The sequence below is a fragment of the Arthrobacter globiformis genome (genome assembly GCF_003261175.1).
Taxonomy (GTDB): domain Bacteria; phylum Actinomycetota; class Actinomycetes; order Actinomycetales; family Micrococcaceae; genus Arthrobacter; species Arthrobacter globiformis_A.
Genome location: NZ_QLNP01000084.1, coordinates 14,988 through 39,445, shown reverse-complemented (window position 1 = coordinate 39,445; position 24,458 = coordinate 14,988). Strand labels below are relative to the sequence as shown.

Here is a 24,458-nt window from a genome sequence, read left to right as displayed (position 1 = left end):
AATGCTCAAAATAAAGCGTTCAGACAGGGGCATTGAGGGCGGTGAATGGAAAAAACGACGGCGGGAGAACCCGCCGTCGTTTGTGGTGTTCCGGTCCTGGTGCTGCCTAGTGCTGGCCGGAGGTGCCGCCAAGGGGCGGGAGGGTGCCGGGGCCGCCGTCTTCCCGTTCGGCCCGGTCTGCCGCGCTTCGAGTGTCGCTTGCGGCGGTTTCGTCCGAGTCGCCTTCGTCGTCAATCAGGCCGTTGGTCTGGTCGAAGGGATGGGCGACGGTCTCGTCCGTCAGTGCCGAACCGGTGCCCGCCGCAGTTCCGCCCGCAAAAGCTCCGCCCGTAACAGTGTCCGCCGCTGTTCCGCCGGCGAAGCCGGGGGTACCGGTCGTGTCGGTGACGACATCGGTGACGACAGTGGTTTCGGTGTACTCCGGCACCACCGGGGTGACGGTTTCGTCGACGACATACACGGTGTCGGTTTCCTTGTCTTTGCCGCCCGCGGCAACGGCCGCGGCCGCGCCCGCAGCAGCGGCCACTCCGGCTGCGGCAGCCATCTTGCCGGAGACGCCGGCCTTGCCGCTGTCGCCGAGCGATCCGGCCGCGTGCTCAACGCCCGGGGTGCCCACCGAGCCGCCTTCGTTGACCGAGCCCCGCCAGGCGCCGCTGGCGTAGCCTTCGTCCTCGATGAATGCCTTGAACCTCTTCAGGTCCGACTCGGCCTGGTGCTCCACGACGTGCAGCTTGTCGCCGATCTTCTCCACGATCCCTTCGGGTTCGTAGTCGATGAACAGCTTGATGGAGGTCTGGCCGCCGCCCACGTCTTCAAACTCCACGGAGCCGGCGTTGGTGGCACCCTCAGTGGCAGCCCACGCAACCTTCTGGTCCGGCTGCTGCTCGAGGATCCTCGCCTCCCACTTGCGCTTCACGCCCGCGATCTCGGCGACCCATTCGAGGCGGTCATCGCTGAGTTGGGTCACTTTTTTGACGCCGCCCATGAAGTGCGGGAAGTCTTCGAACTGGGTCCACTGGTTGTATGCCGTGCTGACCGGCACGTTCACCAGAATGCGCTTCTCAACCCTCGTGCTCATAGTGTCTCCTTCGTCGAAGTGAACAGATGACGGTCCGGAATCCGAAGTCATCAGCTTGCTTACTATATCGTCGACGGCGGAGCGTGGCCAGAGCCGGCGGTGCCCGGATCGTGGTTGCGGGGGTGAAAAGGGGAAGCCTCCGCGCGAATCAAAGGACTCCAGCGCGGAGGCTTCCAGCGCTCCGATTTGGGGGGAAAGAGGAGAGCTGGCACTAATGTACAGCCGGACGGACTTCCGGGAAGGCGTATTCGGCCGTTTCGGGAATTCTTGACTAAACCTTGAGTTGCCGTTGCGAATCGACCGCGTCGATCAACCTGCCGAGCACCTCGGCAGGTGGCCCGCCGGCGTCGATCTTCACCATGTCCGCGTACTGGGGCAGCGCGCGGTAGGCGTTCCGCAGGGCGGTCAGGTCGGCCAGGGATTCCTCGTCCGTCCCGCGCTCCACGATCCGCCGGTGAGCTTCTTCGGCGCTCACCTCCAGATGGAGGACCAGGTCCGGGGCCGGGAGGGTGCGGAGCAGCCAGGGGAGAAACCGTCCGCGGCGCAGGCCCCTTGCCTCGCGCAGCGCCAGCTGGCAGTGGAGGTGCCGGTCCATGACAACCAGCCCCTCGAAGCGGGTTGCCCGGACCGTGGATAGCAGCACGTTGAAGACGCGCATGGTGGTTTCCGCCGCGTCGGCCAGCCGGGCAGGCAGGTGGGTACCGAGCCTGGCACTGAGCAGGGACATGCGCCGCCGGCCTGCATAGTTGCTCAGCAGCACTGCCTTGCTGCCCTCCGCGCGGGCCGCCGCAACCAGGGAACGGGCCGCCGTCGTTTTTCCCGAACCGTCGATTCCTGTCAGAACAATGAGCATGTGGCCTCCTTCCGTCTCCCTGTCCAACGGCGGGCGCCCGGGCAACGTTGCGGCTTTGAGTCGCACCTCACGTTGATGGGCAGGATTCACAGGCGGCGCACAGGTGCGCAACCGGCGTAGGGCCCGCCGTCATGAACGGCCGACGGCGGCGCAGGCCCGATCTTGCGGCGATCCTTCCGCAATGTTGCGCCAGGCTTGAGCCTGCGGCGCGACAGTATTCCCAGGGGCCGTGCAGAAGCGCCGCGGCCCCGCAAGAGATCCACATGAAGATCAGCCAAGAGACACCACGGACTGGGACGGGCAGGTTCAATGGGGCACCGCCCGTCCCCGGCAGTTCCTCTTCCAGTCTTATTCCAGCCGAGTATGGAATTACAGGGAGACGCTGCCCCTGATGACGGTGCGGCTGGTGCCACCCACCCAGATGCTGTCGCCTTCGGTAGTGATGGTCAGCCGGCCGTCTCGGCCCAGGACGGTGCCCTGGCTGACGGTGTAGTCGCCCTCCGCCACGCCTGAGCCGATGAGCCACTGCGCAAGGCCTGCGTTCAGGCTGCCGGTGACCGGGTCTTCGGGGACGGCCAGGCCGGGAACGAACCCGCGCACCTCAAAGTCCGCCGGACCGCCGTCGCCGTACGCGCCGATGACGCCGACGTTCAGCTTGCCCATGGCCACGAAGTCCGGCGTCAGGTCCAGCACCTGCCGGGCCGAGGCCAGACGGATGCCGAGCCAGCCCGGGCCGTTGTCCACCCAGTTGCTGTCCAGGACCTGTTCGGGCGTGATGCCCAGGCTGGCGATGGCCTGTTCCAGCACCTCGGGTTCCACGGGACCGGAACGGCGCAGCGGAGGGGCCTCGAAGAACTGTTCGCCGGCCGTCTGGCTGATCTTGACCAGGCCCACCCCGCATTCCTGCACGAGTTCGCCGGGACGCTGCGGCTGTCCGCCGTTCTCCAGCCACGCGTGGGCGGAGCCGAGCGTCGGGTGGCCGGCGAAGGGAAGCTCGGACGCCGGTGTGAAGATCCGGAGCCGGTAGTCCGCCTCCGGTAGCGTCGGCTTCAGCAGGAAGGTGGTTTCCGAGAGGTTGGTCCAGTTGGCGAAACTTTGCATCTGCTCGTCGGACAGGCCGTCGGCGCCATGGACGACGGCCACCGGGTTGCCGGGCTTGGGCCCGGGGGCAAAGACGTCGACCTGCGAGAAGGGGTACTCGTTCACGGTGGCGGGCATGCTGGTCTTTCTGTGGAGATTCAACGTCGGCTGGAACTCACATGGAGCCCCCAACCACGGTAGGCAGCCTGCCGGACAACGCACCAGAGCCAATTCAGGAAAGTGGCCCTGGCCGGTGCCGCGGCAGCGGTGCCGCTACAGCCGGGCCGGCGACAGTCAGGAGCCGGAGTCAGTCCGCGCCGACGCGGGTTCGCGCGGCGTGGCGAGCCCGTCCACCACCTCGACCCCGGGCAGTTTGAGGAGCTCGGCGGGGTCGAGGACGATCTTGCTGGACCTGTTTCCGCCGCCCATGACCACCCGGGGCACCCCCAGCACGGCGCGGTCCACGTAGACGGGCAACCCCTCGATGCCGGGCACGGTGACGCCGCCCACCAGCATGCCGGTCAGCGCGGTGGTGGTATCGGCGTCGGCAAAGGAGGCCCGCTTGACGTCGAGCAGGGCCCGTACGGAGCGGTTCACGTCCAGCCGGGTGGTGCCCAGGACCACGCACACCGCATACCGTGGCGGCTCCACCTTCTTGGAGCCGACCAGGATGGTGTTGGCCGCCTCCTCCAGGCTGAAGCCGTAGTGGGCGCAGAACTCGGCCGTATCCGCCAGATCCGGCGAACATTCGAGGACCTCGTGGGCAACCCCGTGGGCGGCCAGGGCCTCGGCCACGGCGGGGAGCAGAAGGGCGTCACTCATAGAAGTTCTCCCTTGAGGGCGGGGTCCGGACCAGCGACAGCGGATAGGCGGGAACGCGCCGCAGTAGGAAGAACCGGTTGGACGCGGGCAGCCACATCAGCGTGGCACCCGCCAGGGTCAGCACCAGGCCGGCAAGGATCAAAGCGGTGAGGTCGACCGGTGCGCCGAGCGCCGACAGGGCGGCTGCGACGGTCAGGAGGATGCGGGCCCAGCGCGCGCCGTGCAGCAAGTGCTGGGCCGCCAATACCTGCAAGGCGGTGAGCGGGACGGCGAACGCCACGAGATAGGGCACGGCCCAGTCCGGTATTGACTGGCCGAAGTCGATACCGGCCACCTCCAGGATGACAGGCATCATGCCGGCCACCACGGCGCTGGCCACCCAGCAGGCGGCCGCTAGCCGGACAACCTGCGGTATGTTTACTGGCGCAATTTTTCCGGGCTCGCGAAAGCCCAATTGCTGATCGCTCAATGAAGTCCCCATTCTTCAATTTGCGGTGTTCATTCGCGGTGTTCAATTGCCGCTCTTCCGGAATTCCGGCGATGGCCCCAGCCTACAGGCTGCCCCAAGCCGCCGGACGTAAACTGGCCTTCCGATCACTTCGAGGACCTGCTGCGAGGGCCTGCATGCTGTGGAAGCTTCTTGTCCGGTACCTGCAGCCGCAACGGCGGCTGCTGATCGCCGTCGTCGTTTTCCAGCTGGCGCAGTCCATTGCCTCCCTCTATCTCCCCACCCTGAACGCGGACATCATCGACCTTGGCGTGGCCACGGGGGACACCGGTTACATCCTGCGCGTTGGCAGCCTCATGCTGCTTATCACGCTGCTGCAGATTGGGTGCGCGGTGACGGCGGTGTACTTCGGGGCCAAGGCGGCGATGGGCATGGGGCGGGACCTGCGCGGGGCGATCTTCACTCGGGTGGGCGGGTTCTCCGAGCAGGAGGTCACCAGGTTCGGCCCGGCCAGCCTCATCACCAGGTCCACCAACGACGTCCAGCAGGTGCAGCAGCTGGTGCTGATGTCCGCGACGCTGATGGTGGCTGCGCCCATGCTCAGCATCGGCGGCGTGGTGATGGCCGTCCGGCAGGATGCCCAGCTGTCCTGGCTGATTGCCGTGAGCGTGCCGGCGCTGCTGCTCGGCGTCGGGGTGATCATCAGCCGGATGGTGCCGCTGTTCCGCCTGATGCAGCTGCGGATCGACGCCGTCAACAGGGTGCTCCGCGAGCAGCTGGCGGGCATCCGGGTGGTGCGGGCATTCGTGCGCGAGGACCTGGAGACCGAGCGGTTCGCGGGCGCCAACGCGGACGTCACAGACACGGCGCTGCGGGCCGGGCGGCTGATGGCGCTCGCCTTTCCCGTGGTGATGCTGGTGCTCAATGTTTCCAGCGTGGCGGTGATCTGGTTCGGATCGTTCCGGATCGAGGACGGCTCCATGCAGGTGGGCACGTTGGTGGCATTCCTCAGCTACCTGCTGCAAATTCTGATGTCCGTCATGATGGCCACGTTCATGGCCGTAATGATCCCCCGGGCTGCAGTCTCGGCGGACCGGATCGGGGAGGTGCTGGAGACGGAGTCGTCCGTGCGGCCGCCGGTGAACCCGGTGGTGTTCACGGCTGATACTTCCCATGGCACCGCTCGCGGTGAGTTGGAAATGCGCGACGTCGGATTCGCCTATCCGGGTGCCGAACGGCCGGTCCTGAGCGGCATCAGCTTCACCGCCGCCGCAGGCAAGACGACGGCAGTGATCGGCAGCACAGGCTCGGGGAAAACCACCCTGGTGAACCTCATGCCGCGGCTCTTCGACGCCACCTCAGGGTCGGTGATGATCGGCGGCGTGGACGTGCGGGAGCTGCATCCGGACCTGCTCTGGGGGCACATCGGACTGGTGCCGCAGCGTCCCTACCTGTTCTCCGGAACCGTGCGGAGCAACCTGCTGTACGGCAAACCGGACGCCACCGAAGAGGAGCTTTGGCACGCGCTGGCCACTGCCCAGGCTGAAGACTTCGTGCGCGAGATGGAGGGCGGCCTGGACGCGCCGGTCTCGCAGGGCGGCACCAATGTGTCCGGCGGGCAGCGGCAGCGGCTGGCGATTGCCCGGGCGCTGGTGAAGCGGCCGGAGCTGTACATCTTTGACGACTCGTTTTCCTCGCTGGACACCGCTACGGACGCCCGGCTCCGGCAGGCGCTGCACCGGGATACCGCCGGGGCCACGCTGGTGATTATCGCGCAGCGGGTCTCCAGCATCATGGACGCGGACCAGATTCTGGTGCTCGACGGCGGCAGGATCGTCGGGCGCGGAACGCACAGTGAGCTCTTGGAGAGTTCGGAGACGTACCGCGAAATCGTGTCCTCGCAGCTGGCGGCGGAGGAGGCGGCATGAGCACCTCAAGCCGCGCCCAGCGAGCCGAGCAGACCGGAACCGGCACTGCCCCCGGAGCCCAGCGGCCCGACGTCGTACGCATTCCCCGGCCGGCGGGCGGGCCGGGACGCGGCGGACCGTTTGCCGGGATGAACGTCCCGGCGGAGAAGGCGCTGAACTTCGGGCCGTCGGCCCGGCGGCTGCTGGGGGAACTGCGCCCCGAGCGGGCCTGGCTGGCGCTGGTACTGGCGCTCGCCGTCGTAAGCGTGGCGTTCTCGGTGACCGGGCCGCGGCTCCTGGGCGAGGGCACCAACCTGATCTTCGCCGGCGTGGTGTCCAAGAACCTGCCGGCCGGGGTGAGCAAGGAGCAGGTGATTGCCGGGCTGCGGGCGTCCGGGCAGAACGCGCAGGCGGACATGATCGGGGCGATGACGCTGACGCCGGGCGCAGGGATCGACTTCGCGGCGCTCGCGAATGTGCTGCTGTGGGCGCTGGCGCTGTACGTGCTGGCGTCGGCGTTCGGCTGGATCCAGGCTTACGTGCTCAACGGCGTGGTGCAGCGGACCGTGTACCGGCTGCGGGAACGGATCGAGGCGAAGATCCACCGGCTGCCGCTGCGGTACTTCGACTCGATCCAGCGCGGCGAGCTGCTCAGCCGGGTGACGAACGACGTGGACAACATCTCGCAGAGTTTGCAGCAGTCCATCTCCCAGGCGGTCACGTCACTGCTCACGGTGGCGGGCGTGCTGGTGATGATGTTCCTGCTCTCGCCGGTGCTGGCGCTGATCGCGCTGGTGACGGTGCCGCTGACGCTGGTGACGACGGCGCTGATCGCCAAGCGCTCGCAGAAGCTGTTCGTGGCGCAGTGGAAGCACACGGGGGAGCTGAACGGGCAGATCGAGGAGACGTACACGGGGCACGCGCTGGTGAAGGTGTTCGGCCGGCAGCGGGAGGTGGAGGAGCGGTTCCGGCAGAAGAATGCGGAGCTGTTCGAGGCGAGCTTCGGCGCGCAGTTCATTTCCGGCCTGATCATGCCGGCGCTGACATTCATCGGGAACCTGGTGTACGTGGGGGTCGCGGTGGTGGGTGCGCTGCAGGTGGCGTCCGGTGCGATGCAGTTGGGCGACGTGCAGGCGTTCATCCAGTACTCGCGTCAGTTCACCCAGCCGTTGGCCCAGCTGGGGTCGATGGCCAACCTTCTGCAGTCGGGGGTGGCGTCGGCGGAGCGGGTGTTCGAGCTGCTGGACGAGGAGGAGCAGTCGTCCGATCCTGCTTCTGTTGTTGCGGCCTCCGGCCGTTCGTTCGACGGCGGGCGGGGCCGGCTCGTGTTTGAGAACGTCTCGTTCTCCTACTCACCGGACAAGCCGCTGATTTCCTCCCTTTGTTTGGTGGCCGAGCCCGGGCAGACGGTGGCGATCGTGGGCCCCACCGGGGCGGGCAAGACCACCTTGGTGAACCTGATGATGCGGTTCTACGAGCTGGACGCCGGGCGGATAACGCTCGACGGCGTGGACGTCACCTCTGTGCCCCGGCGCGAGCTGCGCTCGCGGATGGGCATGGTGCTGCAGGATACGTGGCTGTTCGGCGGGACCATCCGGGACAACATCGCGTACGGCCGGCCGTCGGCGTCGGAAGCGGAGATCGTGGAGGCGGCGCAGGCGACGTACGTGGACCGGTTCGTGCGCGCCCTGCCGGAGGGGTACGACACCGTGCTCGAGGACGAGGGCTCCAACGTGTCGGCAGGGGAGAAGCAGCTGCTGACGATTGCCCGGGCGTTCCTGTCCCGGCCGTCGGTGCTGATCCTGGACGAGGCGACGAGTTCGGTGGACACCCGCACCGAGCTGCTGGTGCAGAAGGCGATGAGCGCTTTGCGTTCGGATAGGACTTCTTTCGTTATTGCCCACCGCCTCTCCACGATCCGCGATGCCGACCTCATCCTGGTGCTGGAGGCCGGCCAGATCGTGGAGCAGGGCACGCACGCTTCGTTGCTTTCTGCGGGTGGGGCGTATGCGCGCCTGTACGAGGCGCAGTTCGCTGCGCCTGCGGCGGAGGTTTAAGGCCTGCGAGCTGCCGCTGTCCGTTCTGGTTCAGTCGGCTGATCCATGCTTATCCGCCGAGCCACCGCTGCTCATCGACCGAGGCTCGAGTTCCGAAAGTGTCAGGTTGGGGTCTGAGACCTTCGGATGGGTACGTGAGGAAATGCGCTATCAGACCCTATTCTGACGGTTTTTAGGCGGTTGCCTGACGTCAGGTTGGGGTGTAGCTCAGCTCGATGTGGAACGCCCAAGTTCAAGCATTGCCCGCAGGTCCCGGCAGCTGCTGGTCCATTTCCTGTACAGCTGCCGGCACCTTGTGTGTGGGTTAGGAGGCGACGAGGGTGCCGTCCACAACGGCTTCGAGTTCGTGCAGTCGGGGCAGTGCCCGCGTGGTTAGCAGGTGTTCGCGGACTTCGGGTGAAAGGGCCAGACTGTCCTTCCACAGTGAGCGGCCGGCCATGGCGCCGCCTGCGCCGTTTGCGACGGCGATCTCTACCTGCTTGATGAACGTTTCGTGGTCGACGCCGGCGGAGAGAACGGCCCAGGGCACGCCGGCGGCGGCTTCGGTGACGGAGGCGCTGGCTTCGGCTGATCCCGGGTACTGGAGCTTGAGGACTTTCGCGCCGCATTCTACGGAGAGTCGTGCGGCGTCGGCGACGAGCCGGGGGAACGCGGCCGCGTAGTCCTGCTCGCTTTCGCCATCGAGCCGGTAGACCAGGATTTCTACGATGAGGAGGAGACCTTCCTGGGAGCATTCGGTGACGAGTTCGCGGATCTCGTCTGCGACGCGGGAGGTTGCGTCCTGGCGGTCGGGCCGCATGTACCAGAGCATTTTGGCTACGTCGCCGCCCAGTTCGCGTACTTTGCGCGGCGACATGCCGGGGACATACTTCGTGTAGCGCAGGCCCTCGACAGTCTCGAAGCCGGAAGCGTCGAGGCCGACGACGAGTGCGGTGTCGCGGGAGAGAATGCCTTCGTCTGCTACGCGGGGGAGGGCGACTTCGGGGTCGAGCAGAATGGCTGGTGCGGCGTTGCCCAGGTAGCGGACGAGGTCTGCCTTCGCGTCGGAGAGTTGCTGGGCGGTGATCGAGCCCGGTCCTTCCGGCGCGTCGTTCATGACGGCCTTCATGCCGTTGCGCTGATCGGCGGCAACGATGAGCATCTTGCCGCCCGGCGTCGAGATGGCGGCCATACCGCGGCGTTCAAGGGTCGTGAGTTCGTTCACTGGGTTCTCCTATTGGGTGGTTATGGTCTTGTGGGTTTGGCTGGCATGCGGCGCCGATGGCAGCGCTGTGCGCGGGCACGGCGGCTCGCAGGGTGGCCTTTTCTGCGGCATTACCCTGTGCTGGTGAAAGTGTGGTGTGGCTTTGGTGGTCGGTCAGTGCACGGCTTCGCGGACTGCGAAGTCCTTCAGGAAGTGATTGATCTGGTCGGGCGGGGCGAGCAGCCCGTCAATCCTGATGTGCCCGACACCGGGAGGGCGTGTCACGTCCGGGGAGAGGAAGCGTTCGGGTTCTTTGACTTTCTCGAGGTCGCGTGCGGCCCCGCGCAGCTGCATACGGATCACGACCTCCTCGGCCGGGGTGTCCATCCAGGCGAGGTGAACGCGGGACGCCGGAACGGCAAGCCGTTCGACAAGCCTCGCCCAGGCCACCGGGAAGGTCCGCTCCGATGTGAACGGGGCGACCACCACCACGCTGTTGCCCAGACCGAGGTTTTCCCGGGTGGTGTCGAACAGGCAGGTATAGCGGATGTCGTTCACGCTTGCCCGCGCCGGGGGGTCCGAGGTTGGCACGTCGACCAGGAACTCGCCGCCCATGTATTCGAACAATGGATTGGTCAGCGTGTCCAGGTCGAGGTAGGTCCAGCGGAGCTCACGGGCGAGTCCCTGGGCGAATGTTGTCTTGCCACTGGCGGGTACTCCGCAGACGATGATCGCTTCGGAAGTGGGTTCTTCGGTCATGTAAGTGTTATCCGTTCCAGGTCGCGGGCCAGCGTTACCGGCTTCGGCGGTCAGCGGTTGGAGTATCCACCGTCGATGGGCAGGGAGACGCCGGTGATCATTGAGGCTGCGTCACTCAGCAGGAAGACGATCGGCGCAGCAATTTCCTCGACGGTGGCCCATCGTCCCAAGGGCATCTGCTCGAGGAAGGGGCGCTCTATGTCGGGCCTTCCCCAGTACCAGGCAGACATGGGGGTCATGACAACGGTGGGGTTGACGCTGTTGACGCGGATGTTGTGCTTCCCCAGTTCCAGCGCGGAGACCCGGGTGATGTTGTCCAGGGCGGCTTTGGATGAGCCGTAGGAGATGTGCCCGGGGAGGGCGACGAGGCTGGCCTGGCTGGAGACGTTGACGATGGCGCCTCCGTTGCCCTGTCGGATCATGGAGGGTGCGGCGTACTTGATGACCAGGAGGGCGCCGCGGGCGTTGATGCTGATGACCTTGTCGAAGACGTCGATATCGGTGTCCTGCGGGGTGGCGATTTCCCCGCCGAAGCCGCCACAGTTCACAACGCCCCACAGGTCCAGGCCCTCGATGGCGTCCCTGATGCCGTCCTCGTCGGTGAGGTCGAAGGCCAGGGGTTGTGCGCCTGTTTCGTCGCAGAGAGTGGTGAGTGAGTCGAGGGTCCGTGCGCTGGCGATGACCTTTGCCCCGGCGGAGGTGAGCTGCCTGACGGTCGCGGCCCCGATGCCGCCGCTTGCTCCCGTGACGAGGATCGTGCGGCCGGTGAAGTCGGTCGCTGCTGTACGTGCTTCGGAGCTGGTGCTGGATGTCGGCGGGTGGTTCACGAAGTTCTCCTTGTTGATACGGATCGGTCGGTGAGGTCTTGGACGGCGATGAGCGCGCCGGAGCGTTTCAGGGCGGCGCGGGCTTGCCGGTAGGCGGCGGTGAAGCGTTCGTTTTGTCCCAGGTCGCCGAAGACTTCGGCCAGGTGAAGGAATGCGCCGGGTTCGGCCTGGTCGGCACGGACGCCCGTCTGTAGTTGTTGGAGCCGCCGGTCGGTGATTTCGATGGGTGCGCCTTGTTCATCTGTGCCTTCCAGATATCGTGACCAGGCGGCGAGGACGAGGACCGCACGGTCGATGGGACCTCCGAGTTCGAGCTGTTCACGGATGACGGGCAGGAGGAACTTGGGAATCCGTTCGGAGGCGTCGACCATTTGGCGTGCGAGGGTGTCTTGGATGGCTGGGTTGGAGAAGCGGCGGAGCAGTTCTGTCCGGTAGTCGTCCAGATCGATGCCGGGGACGGGCTGCAGTGTTGGTGTGGCTTCCTCCTCCATGTAGCCCAGGATGAATTGGGCGAAGTGTGGGTCGGAGCAGACCTGGTGGACGTACCGGTAGCCGGCGAGGTAGCCGAGGTAGCTCATGACCTGGTGGCTGGCGTTGAGCAGCCGAAGCTTCATCAGTTCGTAGGGTTCAACGTTATTTACGATTTGCACGCCTACGTCTTGCAGGGGTGGGCGGCCGTTGGTGAAGCTGTCTTCCAGGACCCATTGTTCGAAAGGCTCGGCTACGACGGGCCATGCGTCCGTCAGCCCGTAGTTCGTGGAGACGGTTTCGCGGTCGGCGCCCGTTGTTACGGGGGTGATGCGGTCCACCATGGAGTTTGGAAAGGCGACATTGTCGCTGATCCAGTGGGCGAGGTTAGCGTCCTTAAGACGGGCGAAGGACATCAGGGCTTTGCGGGCGGTGTCGCCGTTTCCCTGGATGTTGTCGCAGGACATGACGGTGAACGGGAGAGTGCCTTGCTCCCGCCGCTGGGCCAGGGCTGCGGTGATGAGGCCGAACACCGAGCGGGGGACGGTGTCGGGCTGCTGGTCATGGACAACGTCGAGGGCGCGCGGCTCGAATTCCCCGGTGCTGTCGTTGATGCTGTACCCGCCTTCGGTAACAGTCAGGGACACGATCCGCGTATCAGGATCAGCGAGTTTGGCGATGACCGCGTCGGGGTCATCGGGGGCGAACAGGTATTCGGTGAGGGAGCCGATGACGCGGGCTGTTTCGGTGCCATCCGGGGCCCTCAGCACGAGGGTGTAGAGGCCGTCCTGGCCTTGGAGGGCGTCGCGCATCTGTGCGTCCGAGGGCAGGACGCCCACGCCGCAGATTCCCCAGTCCTGACAGCCGCCCCGGTTCAGGAGCCTGTCGATGAACATGGCCTGGTGCGAACGGTGGAATCCTCCGACTCCGAAATGGACGATGCCGGTCTTGACCGCAGAGCGGTTGTAGGTCGGAACCGGCAGCCGGTGGGCCAGTTCTGGGAGGGCCGCCTCGTTCAGGTACGTCATGTCATTCTTTCCTTCAGTGGGAGATTGGGCGGTGCTGTTGCCCGTTTGGAGTGCGGGCAACAGCACCGCCCGTCCGTCTGCTAGCAGGAGGACTTGTAGACGTACTGCGCACCCTCGCCGCTGATGTTGTCGGCGGTGATCTGCTTGAACCCGGTCTGGATGTCCTTCTGCGTGGATTCACCCTTGATGGCCTTGAGGGCCTGCTCCACGCCCTGGGTGCCGATGGAAGCCGGTTCCTGGGCGATCAGTGCCTGAACGACGCCGTCCTTGAGCTGCTTGACCTGTGCCGGTCCGGCGTCGAATCCAACGATCTTTACCTGGTCCTGTTTGCCGGCCTGGCGGATGCCGGTGGCTGTTCCCTCCGCGGCGAACGTGTTGGCCGCAAAGACGCCAACGATGTCGGGGTCTTTGGCCAGGGCGGCGGAAACTAGCTTGGCTGCTTCAGCGGGGTCGTTGTGGCTGTACTGCACGCCCAGGTACTCGAATGCCGGGTCAGCTTTCGCGCCCTCCTCGAAACCTGCGACCCGGGCATCGGCTGTCGAGACGCCGGGATCGGTGGAGATGACGAGTACTTTTCCGCCGTTGGGGTTGAGGTTCTTAATCGCCTTGAAGGCTTCCAGACCGCCGCCTTTGTTATCTGAAGCGATGGAAGACGCGGCGAAGGATGGGTCCTGTACCGTCGTGTCAACCAGAACAACCTTGATCCCGGCCGCGGCAGCAGCCTTCAGAGGCGCCTGCATTGCCGCCACGTCCGTGGGTGCGATGAGAATGGCGTCCGGCTTCGAGGCCACAACGGAATCAACGATGGGCTTTTGCAGCGTCGGGTCGAATTTTGCCGGCCCCTGGGTGTTGATGGTCGCCCCCGCCGATTTGGCAGCAGCATCGATGCCGCACTGCATGCTGACGTAGAATTCGTCGCCGGCGACACCCTGGATGAACGCCAGCTTGGGCTGCGCCGAAGCGGAGGTCCCGGTGGAGGCGTTGCCGCCGGCGCAGGCCGAAAGGGACGATGCGGCAAGTACGCCCGCAGCGAGCAGGGTGATCTTAGGGGTCAACTTCATTGTCTAGCTCCTCTTTGCTGTGATGTGTTGGGGTATGGGTGAATCAGTTGGATCGGCGTCCGAAAAGTCTCTTCTTGCCGTCATCTTTGGCTGAATGGCCGCGGGCCGCGGCGGCCCGGCGGCGCTGGTCGACGTAGACGGCGGCGACGAGGACTGCGCCGACGGCGACCTGCTGCCAGAACGGCTGGACGCCGACGATCACGAATCCGTTTTGCAGGACTGCGGGGATGAAGAGCCCGACGACGGTTCCAAAGATGGTGCCGACTCCGCCGAAAAGTGAGGTTCCGCCGATCACGACGGCGGCGATCACGTTCAGGTTGGTTGCGGACTGACCGGCGATGGCCGTAGTGCCGTACTGAGCCAGTGAGAGGATCCCCGCCACACCGGCCAGGGCGCCGGAGAGTGCGTAGATGGAAATCAGTTGGCGGTCCACTTTCACGCCCACCCGGCGGGCCGACTCTTCGTTGGAGCCGATGGCGAACGTGTAGAGGCCGAACCGGGTCCGGTGCAGCACGATTCCGAAAATCACGATGAGCACCATCGCGATGAGGGAAATCGTCGGCAGCGTGGTCCCGGGGACGTTGCCGTAGCCGATGGTGTCCTGCAGAACCGCGGGAACTTCCCGGATGTCCACGCCTCCGGTGATGACCTGGGCGAGCCCGAGCGCGCCACCGAGGGTGCCCAGCGTGACGATCAGGGGCGGGACCTTGGCCTTTGCGATGAGGACGCCGTTGAGCAGGCCCCATCCGAGTCCGCAGCCGATGGACACGATGATGCCCACGAACGCCGTTCCCCATCCTGCGTCGCCCATGGACTGCATGACTTTGGCAGCTACGACGCCGGAGAAGACGAGGTTGGAGCCGACTGACAGGTCGATGCCCGAGGTGACGATAACAAACGTCATGCCGATGCCGAGGACGCCGAGGATGGAGACATTCTGGATGATCTGGCGGACATTGCCCCAGGTCGGGAACACCTCCGGTGCCATGGCGGCGAAGATCAGGAAGATGACGAGCAGGACGAGCAGGATCTGGAATGACTGAACCTGCAGGACCTGCCGAAGGGAATGGGTGCGCGTGAGGGCACTGGCGGTCCCTGCTGTGCGGGGTGTGGCTTCGGTGGTGGTCATGATTGTGCTCCATCAAGGGCGCCGGTCATGGCGCCGACTAGTTCTTCCACAGACGTTCTCTTTGCCTCGTAGGTGGCCACTCGGCGCCCCAGGCGGAGGACTTGGACGCGATCGGCGACGTCGATGACGTGTGGCATGGAGTGGCTGATGAAGACGACGCCCACACCCTTGTCGCGGACACGGCGGATAGTGTCAAGCACGTTCCTGGTTTGCACGACGCCCAGGGCGGCCGTCGGTTCGTCCAGGAAAATGACGCCTTTGGCCCAAGCCACGGCGCGAGCGATGGCGATGGCCTGCTTCTGGCCGCCTGACATGCTGCCGACCGGGTCCGAGAGGCTTCGCACCGTGGCGCCCAGTTCGTCAAACGCCTCCCGGGACTTCAGCCGCATGGCCTTGTTGTCCATGAACCCGAATCGGCCCTGAAGGCCGGGCTTGGGGATCTCGCGCCCGAGGAACATGTTCTGGGCCGCGTTCAGGTGTGGTGCCAGGGCAAGGTCCTGATAGACGGTTTCGATGCCCAGGCTGTTGGCGTGGCTGGGGGATGTGAGTTCGACTTGGCCGCCGGCAAAGAGGATCTGCCCTGAGTCCAGGGCGAGGTTGCCCGAAAGTGCCTTCACCAGCGTCGATTTTCCAGCGCCGTTGTCGCCGATCAGGGCAACGACTTCACCGGCGTTGACGTCAAAATCGGCCCCGTCGAGAGCCCGGACGTTGCCGAAACTGCGGGTCAGGCCGCGTGCTTCAAGAACCGGAATGGTAGTCATGCTCTGGTACCTGTCAGATCGTGGTCGGTCGTCTCAGTCCCGGCCAGCTGGCCGGGGACACTTCGTTGTGCTGTCACTCTTGCCTTCCTCTTTTCACACTCATGCGCTCGGTTTACGGCCGGTGGATGCCGGTCAAGTTGATGATCAGGTCGGCCCGCTCCCGGGTGCTTTCGACCATGTCGGCATTGCGTTGGTCGCTGCCCAGCGCCCACGCCTCCGCCTCCGCGGCAGGTTTACCGAATGCTTCGTGGCGCCGTATGAGCCGCCGCTGCCGCTCGTCGTTTCCTGTGTCCAGGTACCAGACCTGGTCTATGACTTCCCTGCCCTCCCGCCAGCCCAAGGCATCCAGCAAAAGGTAGTTTCCTTCCGTGATGACCAGCGGAACGTCACAGCCCACCGGCACAGCGCATCCAATGGATTCCTCGAGACTGCGGTCGAAGACCGGGGCATAAACCACCGGCTCCCGGTTGGACTTCAGCCGCCGAAGCAAATGGGCGTAACCCCAGGAATCAAAGGTGTCCGGTGCGCCCTTGCGGCCACGCGAACCATGGCCGGCGAGGACCCCGTTGGCCAAGTGGAATGCGTCCATGCCTACCAGTGCTGCCTGGTCACCAAGGGCCTTGGCGATGGCTAGTGCCGCCGTGGATTTGCCTGCTCCGGGCGCCCCTGTAATTCCCAGTACGAAGCGGTTTCCTCCGGCGGCCAGGGACCTGGCGCGCTCCACCAGCTCCTCCAGCGTGCAGGTAAGTCGTTCTCCCCTTCGATGCGGGGGATGCCTCTGATCTTCAGCGGTAGTCATCACTGTCTCCTCCGATGGTCCTGCCACGGTGAAGAAGCTGTGCTGCTACACCATTGAAGCGCTGTCTAAATCAACTGCTGGGCCCAAAGCCTGCGCTCCGCCTGATTGGCGGAGGCCTCCTTGTGACCTGCCTAACAGCAATCTAAAGTCCCCATGTCATCGATGTCAAGGAACAATCGAAAATTCATGTCATCGATGACATGGTTGCTTGAAGTTCAGTCAACCATGAGGCAGGATGGAGGCGCAGGCGGTTGTCACCGATGACATGAATCAAGGTGCTCGCGAAGACATTTCCCGCGTCATGGCAGTAGTGTGGCGCGGCTGTTCGAAGCGGACGATGAAGGAGCCGAAGAGTGACTACCATGCAGGACGTGGCCACGCGCGCCGGCGTGAGCGCCAAAACGGTTTCGAGGGTTTTCAACGACGACCCACATGTCACTGAAGACACCCGCGAACGCGTGCAGTCGGCCATGCGGGAACTCAAGTACGTGCCGAACATGCTGGCCCGGACCTTCCGCGAAGGCAAGTCAGCCGTCATAGGCATCGCGGTGCCCGATGTCGCCGATCCTTTCTTTGCGGCCGTCACGAAGGAAATCGAACTGGCCGCACGTGAACAGGACATGGCAATAGTCGTGACCAGCCTGGGGGATGACCCATCCTTGGAGCAGAGCATCATCGAAACAACTGTCCGCCACCAGATTGGAGGCCTCATTATCGCCCCGATCTCCGCAGACCAGTCCTACCTGGCGCGTTGGCAGGACAGCTTCCCCATCGTTTTCATCGACCGGACGCCTTCGAAGTTCAACGCCGACTACTTCGTGGAGGACGACTTCGGGGGAGCGTGTGAAGCCACCCAGCACCTCATCTCACACGGGCACACGCGCATCGCGATTGTCGGAGATTCCACTGAGGTGCCCACCACAAGGCTTCGCTTGGAGGGATACCTGGCTGCCCTTGACAGCGCAGGCCTGAAGGTCGACAAGGATCTGGTCATGCTCGGTTCCCACGACGCGGACTGTGCCGCTGCGGCGTGCAAAACGCTGCTCGCCTTGCCCGAGCCCCCAACCGCAATCTTCTCGTCCAACGCCCGCTTTTCGATCGGCGTTTTTCCAGCCCTTCAAACACTGAACCGGACCGATATCGCCCTCATCAGCTATGGCGACTTCACGATGGCTGATGTTCTCCGCCCTTCGGTCACCGTCATTGACCAGGACCCCCGCCACGTTGGACGCGTAGCGGCCGAACGCATCCTTGCCCGGATTTCCGCCCCCGCCAAGAGGTTCCGACGCAAAAACATTCTCCCCGTCAACCTCATCGAACGCCAGTCGTGCCAGTCGAGCCCGGTGCTGACTGCCCCTGAGCCAGGCCTTATGACGATTGGCTAGCTGGGCCGTCTCGCTACCCTGACCGGCCCGCCCGCAAACCCGACGGCGGGCCGCCAAGGTGGCGGCAATCGCGTTTTGTTCGGGCCCGGAGGTGGGTCCGCCGGCCGATACGACCTTTCCATTAAGCGGCTTGATTCAGTCGCAGAGAGGTGCCCCTTGTTCATCTATCCCCACTCCACGACCGTCACCAGTCATCGCGAACTGGCGCGCCTGATTGACTTCGCCAAGGCTTCAGCCGTTCCTGGCGGCTTCGGATTCCTAGACCGCTTCGGAGCCGTGGAAAAGGGCCGTTCGCCCGCTTGCTTTGTCACTGCCCGAATGACCTACTGCTTCAGCACCGCCTCCCTGCTCGGCATGCCGGACGTCGAAGGCTACGCGAGCCACGGTGTTGCCAGCCTTTCCGGCGCATTCCGGGACGAAGCCTTTGGCGGCTATGTGAGCTCCCTTGACGGGACACCGGCCGCGCAACGGAAGCGAGCATATGACACATGCTTTGTCGCACTGGCTGCATCCAGCGCCGCCACCGCCGGCATTCCAGGCGGCGAATCACTGACGGAGCACGTCTCTGACGTGCTCCGGGCCCGATTCTGGTCGAATGAAGCCGGGGCCCTCTTCGAATCCTGGGACCGGGAGTTCGCCGAACCGGAACCCTACTGGGGCGCCAATGCCAACATGCACGGGCTGGAGGCCCTGCTCGCACTCTACGGCTACACCCGAAACACCGAGTGGCGGGAACTCGGGCTGCGCATCGCCGAGACTTTCATCAACACCCGGGCACGGTCGGCTAACTGGTGGCTTAACGAACACTACGGACCGGACTGGACACCGATGCCCGAGTTCAACGCAGACAATCCCCGCCACGAATTCCACCCCTACGGAATGACGCCCGGGCACCTGTTCGAATGGAGCCGCCTCCTGCTGCAACTGGAGTCAACATTCGAGCAGCCGCCGGCCTGGCTGCGCGAAGCAGCCGCAGGCCTCTACGAAACAGCCGCGAAGCACGGATGGGCTGCAGACGGCAAAGCGGGCTTCGTGTATACGGTGGACTGGAACGGGCAACCGGTGATTCGTGACCGGCCGCACTGGGTAACAGCGGAAGCGATTTCCGCGGCAGCGACCTGGACACGGCTGACGGGCGGCGCCCCACGCTACGCAAACGACCTGCGAGAATGGGCCAACTTCGCCCAAATGCATTTCGTCGACACCGAACACGGCAGCTGGCACCCCCTTCTCGACCCCAACAACCGCCCAAGCTACACAATGTGGTCCGGGAAGCCAGACATCTACCACGCGCTTCAAGCGGTTCTCCTACCTCAGATGCCAGTCGCTGAGAGCACAGCGCGAGCCATCATGACCGCTGGAAACGGCAGCTGACCGAATTTCAGTTGGCCGCCGTATCAGTAGGATTCCTCGTGAAAGACCGACAATTCCCGCCGAAAGCGGTGGCTCTGGTCGCCTGGGTTACGTTATCGGCCGCGACCCAGCCTGCTCTTACGCCCTGGCCCGACGCCCCCGCGATCAGCACGGCTCCCGAACCAAACACACGACGCGGTCCTCACGTCAAACCTACTGCGCTCTGGTGTCAGGTTGCGGTGTACCTCAGCCAGACAACTAAATTGCCTGCAGCAGTCCTGTGAATCGGAGATATTTGGCGGCGTTTTGGCGGTGCTAAACGTCGCCTTGGTGACCATCTATTACCGGGGATGAGCGGCGGAGCTTACGTCGTCGATCGCCCAGCGCAGGATCTGTAGGTCGTAACTTTCGCGCTGGGTCAGGCCGCGCAGGTATGCCTCGAATTCGACTGATCTTGTCCTGCCGGATGAGATTTAGTGCCGTGAGTCGCGGATCTTCCATGATGGCCCCTGATTGTTGCGGCCGACCCTTCCGGCGCGGCGTTTGTACTTTCGTTGTTGCCGCCGCTGCTGGAGCTATTGCCCATGTTCCGTGGCTGGACCGGCTCGTTCTGGCTCGTAGTGAGGTCAGTCCCAGCGATGCTGGCGGGCTACCTTGCGGGGGCGGTCGAGGCGTCGTCCCGTGCCGCCATCGAGTTGGCTATACGTCTGGGCCGATCCGGCGCTTAAGGGGTTGATCCGGACCCACCTGGAGCTCGGGTGACATTCGATTTCCGTGTCGCTGGCGGAGCGGGAGGCGTTAGGAGTTGGTCGTCTTCGCGATCGCGTGCTCAGTCTTTGTTGCAGCGATAAGCCGGGTCATTGCCGTATGCAGCTGGACAACGTCCTCGCGCTCCAATCCCAGTTTCTCCATCATGGTTCCCGGCACGGACATCGCTTCCTTCCTGAGGGCGGCTCCGGCGTCCGTCAGTTCGACAGCCAGGGAGCGCTCGTTCCCTGCCACCCTGCGGCGGGAGAGAAACCCGGCGGCTTCGAGGCGTCGGAGCAATGGAGATGTTGTTGCAGGTTCAAGGTCCAATTCTGTGCTGATTTCACGCACTGACCTGGGGCTCTTTTCCCACAGCGCCAGCATTACCAAATATTGGGGGTGCGTGAGCCCCAACCGGTCGAGCACAGGTTTGTATGCCGCGACAACGTTGCGGGCCGCGACGGTCAAGGCAAAGCACAATTGCTTCTCCAGCAGAAGGTCTTCCTCAGCGCCTGCTGTCTTGGTCTGCCGGACGCTCAACTCGGTCATTACAATCTCCAAACCACTAATCGTCCGAGCATGCTCGGACGGGATGAGGCAAGCCCCCCGCGCGGATCTTCTCCGGCAACTCCTGACAAAAGCGACTGCGTTAACGCAGGGACTTGTCCTCAGGATTCTTCGGTACGACGTAGGTGCTGCCGTCGGGGCGGTGAAGGGTTTCCCACTGCCGTGTCTCGGCTTGGCGCTTTTCCAGTAGTTCCCTGTTCGCGCTCGTCATGTCGTGATCAATGGAAGTCCTGTGGGCGGGTCCGAAGACGGCCCGCAACTTGCCCGTTGCGTTCATGAATTTTTCCACAAAAGCCATCGGTGTTTCCTTTGCTTCCGTTTCTAACAAGAGCGTCTATCGGGATACGAGGTAGCTTGTGCCGTCGGCGTTGCGCACCGTGGTCCACTGGCGCAATTGCTCTTCGCGTTGGCGCTGGGCCGCGTCCTGCCGGACCATCACACGCCCCTGAACGGAGCCCTGCTGGGCAGGCCCGAAAATGGCCCGCAGCTTCCCGGTCCGGCGCATGAACTTCTGAACCGGGGTCTCTTTACTGGTCATGCGCTTCCTTCCGCATTTTCCTACTAGCGACGACTGTAAGTGTACTAAAAGTTAGTGCACTAATCAAACTGCAGGACATGGGTCGTACCGCTAAATCAACTTGCTTCATTCGCTGCAGCACCAATAGTCGCAAGACGCCTGAGCCTAAATCGCTTACCGCTATGACATCGGCTGTCCGGCAGTCTGCTGTGTCTCAACTATGTACAGCATTTCGAGCTGCGGAGCCTCTCCGCGGCGTTGTGGTCTTGAGAAAACGGCCTTGCGGCTGGGTTGGGTAGCGGCCGGTGCTGGTGGTGCCGCGGTCGTCGGTCGTCAGCACGCTGAGCACCCAATCCGCCCGCTGCATCCTCCCCGCTCTCATATCCGGAGAATGTGACCCGCGGACCTTGGCTTCGGTGGCGTACGCCTCAATGCGCCGCAAATCCGCGGCGCTGGTCGAAGCCCTCGCGGGCCGTTTCACTGAGGCCGAACCTGGGCCCCCCTCTTCCTGCCGCCAGAGCTGACACGTCAAGAGCTGGACTTGAGCTGCCCGCTACTGGGCTCATCACTCCTTTGCAGGAACCGCCCATTCCAGCCAAGGTGGGGCTAAAGGAGAGCCTCCGCGCCATCCATCCCTGGCGGTCCGGCGGCTTATCGTGCCGCTCATCGGACCGGGCCGCCCGCGCCCTTCGCGCAGCTGGTGCAGCAGTGCGACGACCCGGCGATGTCTCCCCGCGCGTGGGTCATCTCCGACAGGCTGCCCCTCGGGCATCTTAGTGCCGGATCCGGGTGGAGAGGGCCAGTCGGGTCATGCGCTCCCGCAGGTCCTGGGCTTCGGTCCGGGTGAGGCCCAATGTATCCAGGATGGCGCCAGGCACGGCAAGAGCTTTGTCCCGCAGCGCGGCCCCTTCGGGAGTCAGCGCCACTGCCAGGGATCGTTCATTTCCCTCGACCCGCCGGCGCGTGACGTACCCGTGCCCCTCGAGCCTCTTGAGCAACGGAGAAAGGGTTGCTGATCCGAGCAGCATTGTCTGGCTGAGATCCTTCACGGAGCGCGGACTTTTCTGCCACAGGGCGAGCATCACAAGGTATTGCGGATGCGTGAGGTTCAATTGCTCCAGCAGGGGCGTGTAGGCATTGATAACGGTGCGCGCAGCGACGGCCAGTGCGAAACACAGTTGCCGTTCGAGCAGAAGATCATCTTCGCTCCCTGAAGGGGAAGTCATGCTTGCAATGGTAACGGCGCGGCTGCTCGAAGAACCTCTGCCGCAAGCGGAAACGGGCATTCGTGCACGAATAGTTCGTGCACTTGTGCTACCTTGGGATTGGTTCCATCCCGGCAGGTCCTCCCCAATGCGCCGTCGGGATGGAATCACGTTCCGATTCAATGCTCCTTCCCGCCGGGCTGTATGTGAAAAACCAGGGCCGCCTCGCGATCAACGCTGGACGGCAGGCAAAAGTCGCTCTATGTTCGGTCCGGGCGGCCGCTCCTTATCCAAGCTGCATACGAAGTGTTCGCGTACGAAATGTCGAGGTAGTATGACTTCCATGACTATCCCTGCTGGGGGGGACGATGATGTTTTGTTTGAGCAGCAGCTTGTGTTGGCGGTTTCCGTTGCCTCGCGGGCGGTCGTCAGCGCCTGTACGCCGGTTCTGCAGGAATTGAACCTGACGCATCCGCAATACCTCGTGATGCTCGCGCTCTGGGAGAGAAGTCCCCGTCCGGGGCGGGAGATCGGTGACCTGTTACCGGAACCGGGGAGCTTGTCGCCGGTACTCCTGCAACTCGAAGAGTCTGGCTACATCGAGAGCCTGCGGGTTCGGGACGGCAACGCTCCGGATGCGGTAAGCCTCACCGCCAAAGGGGCGGCCCTGTACAGGCGGACACTTCCGATTTCAGGAACGATACTCGGCAGACTGGGTCTTAGCCCCGAGGGCGCCGAAGAACTGTACGAGGCCATGCCCCGCCTTCTCAAGTCCTGTCAGGCGGACTCCGCTCGACCGGGAAATCCTGCAGGGGTGTGAGCAATGAGGCGTCGGTGATGATTTCCGACGCCTGGCACAGTCTGAAAAATTGGGGGCCGCGGCAACGGTCCCGGGGCGCTTCAGAAGGACAAGCCAATGGCACCCAGCGATGACGTACGTGACCCGTCCCCGGAGACACTGCCAGCCACCGTGGTAGACCTTGATTCCATGGCCGGCAGACTCCAGACCTGTTCCGCCCTGGAACGGGTCTGGATTCTCGCCCTCCTGGGCCGATACACCGAATCGGTCGAAGAAGGCCGCGCCCTGCTGGCGGCCTCGGCCAACAGACTGTACCCCCTGCTGGCTCTTGCCCACGTCTTCCAGAGTCAATGCCGGTGGCAAGAAGCGGCCCGCCTGCACGAAGAAGCCCTCCGAGTGGCCCAAACCCCAATCCGCGAAGCTACCGTCCGTCACCAGATCGGCACACGCCTCTTTCAGGAGGGAAGATTCCGTGACGCGGCCGCCGAGTTCGAATGGGCCCGTGACCTCTTCAGGTCCTACGGGCATCGGCACAGCCGGATCCAGGCATCAGAACAAGCAATGCTCCGCGCCCGCGAACTGGCAGCCACACCATTCCCCGGGCAGCAACCTGCCCAGCCCACAGCCCCCGAACGCAGAGGCCCCCATCAACGCACGAGGCGGGAGCCGGCAGAAGGAATACCGACCGGTCCACGTGAAGGGACGACGACACACCCGCAGGCGGCCGTAGCCGTCTTTGACGAAGCCGCGGACCCACCCGCCCCCTCCAGACCGACGCCTTTGCAGGGACCGCATTCACCTTCTCAAAAGCCACGCAGCCCCACTCACGGAATCAAAAAACTTATACCGGCCGCCGAGCAAACAGACGAAAAATTTCCCAAGAAAACACAGAAAGCAAAACAGCAAAAATGATCACGACCATCGAAACGGGGCGTAGCTATCACGTCACCGGCGACAAGCCACAGTCGATCCAGCAAGAACTGGACTCCGCCGTCGAACTGGCCCGATACCAGGCCATGAAAGATGGCGGGCACGGCATCCTGGTCACCCGCCTCGGACCAGGAACCTTCACAGTGACCGTTAGCGCAGACGTTCCCTACGGAACCACTCAGGAATCCTGTCAGATAAGGACCCCACGGCCGCGAGTTACGATAGGAAGCTAAAACCATGAAAGCCAAACCTGAAGCCATTCCCGAGGGAAGCCACGTTCACCTGCTCAGCCACGGCCACCACATAGGAAGCGGCATCATCGATATGTGGATGCCCGATGGTTCCGCCCTCTGGATATGGCTCGATCACGGAGCAGGCAAGCGCTTGGTACATGAAAGCGACGTTGTGGACGTCGTGCTCTCTACCCCGATCCTCGACGGCCGGTTTCCTGGAAGTTTGACATGGACTGCAACGCCCGATCGCCCTCGATCTGATCTATGACGGTTTGGGGCTGCAACCACGACCACGCCCCAGTGCAAGGGGGGCGGGCGCCTGGGGCGGGTCTCAGGGGACCGGGCGCCAGCGCAATGAGAGCCGCGACCGGAACGGCTTCTGACCACATGGAGCGAAGCATGCCGGTCACGGTCTCAGCCCGCTCCGGAACCAGGGCCGGCCGGCATTGGCGGCGGAAGTGT

25 protein-coding genes are annotated in these 24,458 nt (G+C 64.2%); 8 read left to right on the top strand and 17 right to left on the bottom strand.

The genetic code is table 11. From position 1 onward, the window contains the following. Positions 1-106: 106 nt before the first annotated feature. The 5 genes from DBZ45_RS13355 to DBZ45_RS13335 all read right to left on the bottom strand — a co-directional run bounded on the left by DBZ45_RS13355 (position 107) and on the right by DBZ45_RS13335 (position 4,188). Positions 107-1,078 (bottom strand): SRPBCC family protein, encoded by a 972-nt coding sequence (locus DBZ45_RS13355; RefSeq protein WP_111904378.1) that lies wholly within the window; start codon positions 1,076-1,078, stop codon positions 107-109. A 271-nt stretch (positions 1,079-1,349) separates the two neighbouring features. Continuing rightward, positions 1,350-1,931 (bottom strand): AAA family ATPase, encoded by a 582-nt coding sequence (locus tag DBZ45_RS13350; RefSeq protein ID WP_111904377.1) that lies wholly within the window; start codon positions 1,929-1,931, stop codon positions 1,350-1,352. A 369-nt stretch (positions 1,932-2,300) separates the two neighbouring features. Next, positions 2,301-3,149, bottom strand: coding sequence for a PhzF family phenazine biosynthesis protein (locus DBZ45_RS13345; RefSeq protein WP_111904376.1), 849 nt, complete (start codon positions 3,147-3,149; stop codon positions 2,301-2,303). Positions 3,150-3,305: 156 nt separating this feature from the next. After that, complete coding sequence (locus tag DBZ45_RS13340; RefSeq protein ID WP_111904375.1) at positions 3,306-3,833, bottom strand: YbaK/EbsC family protein; 528 nt, start codon at positions 3,831-3,833, stop codon at positions 3,306-3,308. Next, positions 3,826-4,188 carry a hypothetical protein gene (locus DBZ45_RS13335; RefSeq protein ID WP_223257073.1) on the bottom strand — a complete coding sequence of 121 codons (363 nt, stop codon included), beginning with the start codon at positions 4,186-4,188 and terminating at the stop codon, positions 3,826-3,828. The genes DBZ45_RS13340 and DBZ45_RS13335 overlap by 8 nt, the downstream gene beginning before the upstream one ends. Before the next feature lie 269 nt (positions 4,189-4,457). On the opposite strand from DBZ45_RS13335, the gene DBZ45_RS13330 reads away from it, so the two are divergent. Both DBZ45_RS13330 and DBZ45_RS13325 read left to right on the top strand, forming a co-directional pair. After that, entirely contained in the window at positions 4,458-6,209 is a 1,752-nt protein-coding gene (locus DBZ45_RS13330) for an ABC transporter ATP-binding protein (protein WP_111904373.1), read from the top strand. Continuing rightward, a complete protein-coding gene (locus DBZ45_RS13325; protein ID WP_317616964.1) occupies positions 6,206-8,245 on the top strand; it encodes an ABC transporter ATP-binding protein in 2,040 nt (679 codons plus the stop codon). Before DBZ45_RS13330 ends, DBZ45_RS13325 begins: the two co-directional genes overlap by 4 nt. 304 nt (positions 8,246-8,549) lie before the next feature. Here DBZ45_RS13325 and DBZ45_RS13320 read toward each other — a convergent pair whose 3' ends face one another. The 8 genes from DBZ45_RS13320 to DBZ45_RS13285 form a co-directional block, all read right to left on the bottom strand. Further along, positions 8,550-9,449, bottom strand: coding sequence for a hypothetical protein (locus DBZ45_RS13320; RefSeq protein WP_223257072.1), 900 nt, complete (start codon positions 9,447-9,449; stop codon positions 8,550-8,552). A 153-nt stretch (positions 9,450-9,602) separates the two neighbouring features. Continuing rightward, positions 9,603-10,187: an AAA family ATPase gene (locus DBZ45_RS13315; RefSeq protein WP_111904372.1), complete on the bottom strand. Its 585-nt coding sequence runs from the start codon at positions 10,185-10,187 to the stop codon at positions 9,603-9,605. 50 nt (positions 10,188-10,237) lie between these two features. Then, a complete protein-coding gene (locus tag DBZ45_RS13310) occupies positions 10,238-11,014 on the bottom strand; it encodes an SDR family oxidoreductase (protein WP_190243124.1) in 777 nt (258 codons plus the stop codon). Then, a complete protein-coding gene (locus DBZ45_RS13305) occupies positions 11,011-12,510 on the bottom strand; it encodes a mannitol dehydrogenase family protein (protein ID WP_111904371.1) in 1,500 nt (499 codons plus the stop codon). Before DBZ45_RS13305 ends, DBZ45_RS13310 begins: the two co-directional genes overlap by 4 nt. Positions 12,511-12,590: 80 nt before the next feature. Continuing rightward, a complete protein-coding gene (locus DBZ45_RS13300) occupies positions 12,591-13,571 on the bottom strand; it encodes an ABC transporter substrate-binding protein (RefSeq protein ID WP_111904370.1) in 981 nt (326 codons plus the stop codon). 43 nt (positions 13,572-13,614) lie between these two features. Beyond that, the gene (locus DBZ45_RS13295; protein ID WP_111904369.1) at positions 13,615-14,700 is read right to left on the bottom strand and encodes an ABC transporter permease; all 1,086 of its coding nucleotides are present in this window, start codon (positions 14,698-14,700) and stop codon (positions 13,615-13,617) included. After that, a complete protein-coding gene (locus DBZ45_RS13290; protein ID WP_111904368.1) occupies positions 14,697-15,461 on the bottom strand; it encodes an ATP-binding cassette domain-containing protein in 765 nt (254 codons plus the stop codon). The genes DBZ45_RS13295 and DBZ45_RS13290 overlap by 4 nt, the downstream gene beginning before the upstream one ends. A gap of 112 nt (positions 15,462-15,573) precedes the next feature. After that, positions 15,574-16,260 (bottom strand): nucleoside/nucleotide kinase family protein, encoded by a 687-nt coding sequence (locus DBZ45_RS13285; protein ID WP_111904367.1) that lies wholly within the window; start codon positions 16,258-16,260, stop codon positions 15,574-15,576. Positions 16,261-16,622: 362 nt separating this feature from the next. Between DBZ45_RS13285 and DBZ45_RS13280 the strand changes: the two genes are divergently transcribed. Further along, positions 16,623-17,645 (top strand): LacI family DNA-binding transcriptional regulator, encoded by a 1,023-nt coding sequence (locus tag DBZ45_RS13280; RefSeq protein ID WP_223257077.1) that lies wholly within the window; start codon positions 16,623-16,625, stop codon positions 17,643-17,645. 156 nt (positions 17,646-17,801) lie between these two features. Beyond that, positions 17,802-19,019, top strand: a complete 1,218-nt coding sequence (locus DBZ45_RS13275) for an AGE family epimerase/isomerase (protein ID WP_190243123.1) — start codon at positions 17,802-17,804, stop codon at positions 19,017-19,019. A 777-nt stretch (positions 19,020-19,796) separates the two neighbouring features. Here the strand turns inward: DBZ45_RS13275 and DBZ45_RS13270 are convergent. The 4 genes from DBZ45_RS13270 to DBZ45_RS13255 form a co-directional block, all read right to left on the bottom strand. After that, positions 19,797-20,294: a MarR family winged helix-turn-helix transcriptional regulator gene (locus DBZ45_RS13270; RefSeq protein ID WP_111904364.1), complete on the bottom strand. Its 498-nt coding sequence runs from the start codon at positions 20,292-20,294 to the stop codon at positions 19,797-19,799. A gap of 100 nt (positions 20,295-20,394) precedes the next feature. Continuing rightward, positions 20,395-20,610, bottom strand: a complete 216-nt coding sequence (locus DBZ45_RS13265; protein ID WP_111904363.1) for a hypothetical protein — start codon at positions 20,608-20,610, stop codon at positions 20,395-20,397. 36 nt (positions 20,611-20,646) lie between these two features. Further along, positions 20,647-20,850 (bottom strand): hypothetical protein, encoded by a 204-nt coding sequence (locus DBZ45_RS13260; RefSeq protein WP_111904362.1) that lies wholly within the window; start codon positions 20,848-20,850, stop codon positions 20,647-20,649. A 752-nt stretch (positions 20,851-21,602) separates the two neighbouring features. After that, entirely contained in the window at positions 21,603-22,055 is a 453-nt protein-coding gene (locus DBZ45_RS13255) for a MarR family winged helix-turn-helix transcriptional regulator (protein ID WP_111904361.1), read from the bottom strand. A gap of 322 nt (positions 22,056-22,377) precedes the next feature. Here DBZ45_RS13255 and DBZ45_RS13250 point away from each other — a divergent pair, with 322 nt between their 5' ends. From DBZ45_RS13250 to DBZ45_RS22730, 4 genes are all read left to right on the top strand, one after another. After that, positions 22,378-22,854 carry a MarR family winged helix-turn-helix transcriptional regulator gene (locus DBZ45_RS13250; protein ID WP_111904411.1) on the top strand — a complete coding sequence of 159 codons (477 nt, stop codon included), beginning with the start codon at positions 22,378-22,380 and terminating at the stop codon, positions 22,852-22,854. Between the two features lie 96 nt (positions 22,855-22,950). Further along, positions 22,951-23,745 (top strand): tetratricopeptide repeat protein, encoded by a 795-nt coding sequence (locus DBZ45_RS13245; RefSeq protein ID WP_317616963.1) that lies wholly within the window; start codon positions 22,951-22,953, stop codon positions 23,743-23,745. Continuing rightward, on the top strand, positions 23,742-23,996 hold the full coding sequence (locus tag DBZ45_RS13240) for a hypothetical protein (RefSeq protein WP_111904360.1): 255 nt from the start codon (positions 23,742-23,744) through the stop codon (positions 23,994-23,996). Before DBZ45_RS13245 ends, DBZ45_RS13240 begins: the two co-directional genes overlap by 4 nt. A 4-nt stretch (positions 23,997-24,000) precedes the next feature. After that, the gene (locus tag DBZ45_RS22730; RefSeq protein ID WP_146617523.1) at positions 24,001-24,264 is read left to right on the top strand and encodes a hypothetical protein; all 264 of its coding nucleotides are present in this window, start codon (positions 24,001-24,003) and stop codon (positions 24,262-24,264) included. Positions 24,265-24,458: the final 194 nt, after the last annotated feature.

Excerpts from the sequence above, each read along its gene's own strand:
- DBZ45_RS13355 (WP_111904378.1), bottom strand. The coding sequence starts at position 1,078 with ATGAGCACGAGGGTTGAGAAGCGCATTCTGGTGAACGTGCCGGTCAGC.
- DBZ45_RS13285 (WP_111904367.1), bottom strand. The coding sequence starts at position 16,260 with ATGACTACCGCTGAAGATCAGAGGCATCCCCCGCATCGAAGGGGAGAA.
- DBZ45_RS13245 (WP_317616963.1), top strand. The coding sequence starts at position 22,951 with ATGGCACCCAGCGATGACGTACGTGACCCGTCCCCGGAGACACTGCCA.
- DBZ45_RS13290 (WP_111904368.1), bottom strand. The coding sequence starts at position 15,461 with ATGACTACCATTCCGGTTCTTGAAGCACGCGGCCTGACCCGCAGTTTC.
- DBZ45_RS13265 (WP_111904363.1), bottom strand. The coding sequence starts at position 20,610 with ATGGCTTTTGTGGAAAAATTCATGAACGCAACGGGCAAGTTGCGGGCC.
- DBZ45_RS13255 (WP_111904361.1), bottom strand. The coding sequence starts at position 22,055 with ATGACTTCCCCTTCAGGGAGCGAAGATGATCTTCTGCTCGAACGGCAA.
- DBZ45_RS13340 (WP_111904375.1), bottom strand. The coding sequence starts at position 3,833 with ATGAGTGACGCCCTTCTGCTCCCCGCCGTGGCCGAGGCCCTGGCCGCC.
- DBZ45_RS13240 (WP_111904360.1), top strand. The coding sequence starts at position 23,742 with ATGATCACGACCATCGAAACGGGGCGTAGCTATCACGTCACCGGCGAC.
- DBZ45_RS13315 (WP_111904372.1), bottom strand. The coding sequence starts at position 10,187 with ATGACCGAAGAACCCACTTCCGAAGCGATCATCGTCTGCGGAGTACCC.
- DBZ45_RS13280 (WP_223257077.1), top strand. The coding sequence starts at position 16,623 with ATGCAGGACGTGGCCACGCGCGCCGGCGTGAGCGCCAAAACGGTTTCG.
- DBZ45_RS13300 (WP_111904370.1), bottom strand. The coding sequence starts at position 13,571 with ATGAAGTTGACCCCTAAGATCACCCTGCTCGCTGCGGGCGTACTTGCC.
- DBZ45_RS13345 (WP_111904376.1), bottom strand. The coding sequence starts at position 3,149 with ATGCCCGCCACCGTGAACGAGTACCCCTTCTCGCAGGTCGACGTCTTT.
- DBZ45_RS13270 (WP_111904364.1), bottom strand. The coding sequence starts at position 20,294 with ATGACCGAGTTGAGCGTCCGGCAGACCAAGACAGCAGGCGCTGAGGAA.
- DBZ45_RS13250 (WP_111904411.1), top strand. The coding sequence starts at position 22,378 with ATGACTATCCCTGCTGGGGGGGACGATGATGTTTTGTTTGAGCAGCAG.
- DBZ45_RS13295 (WP_111904369.1), bottom strand. The coding sequence starts at position 14,700 with ATGACCACCACCGAAGCCACACCCCGCACAGCAGGGACCGCCAGTGCC.
- DBZ45_RS13305 (WP_111904371.1), bottom strand. The coding sequence starts at position 12,510 with ATGACGTACCTGAACGAGGCGGCCCTCCCAGAACTGGCCCACCGGCTG.
- DBZ45_RS13325 (WP_317616964.1), top strand. The coding sequence starts at position 6,206 with ATGAGCACCTCAAGCCGCGCCCAGCGAGCCGAGCAGACCGGAACCGGC.
- DBZ45_RS13330 (WP_111904373.1), top strand. The coding sequence starts at position 4,458 with ATGCTGTGGAAGCTTCTTGTCCGGTACCTGCAGCCGCAACGGCGGCTG.
- DBZ45_RS13335 (WP_223257073.1), bottom strand. The coding sequence starts at position 4,188 with ATGATGCCTGTCATCCTGGAGGTGGCCGGTATCGACTTCGGCCAGTCA.
- DBZ45_RS13260 (WP_111904362.1), bottom strand. The coding sequence starts at position 20,850 with ATGACCAGTAAAGAGACCCCGGTTCAGAAGTTCATGCGCCGGACCGGG.
- DBZ45_RS22730 (WP_146617523.1), top strand. The coding sequence starts at position 24,001 with ATGAAAGCCAAACCTGAAGCCATTCCCGAGGGAAGCCACGTTCACCTG.
- DBZ45_RS13350 (WP_111904377.1), bottom strand. The coding sequence starts at position 1,931 with ATGCTCATTGTTCTGACAGGAATCGACGGTTCGGGAAAAACGACGGCG.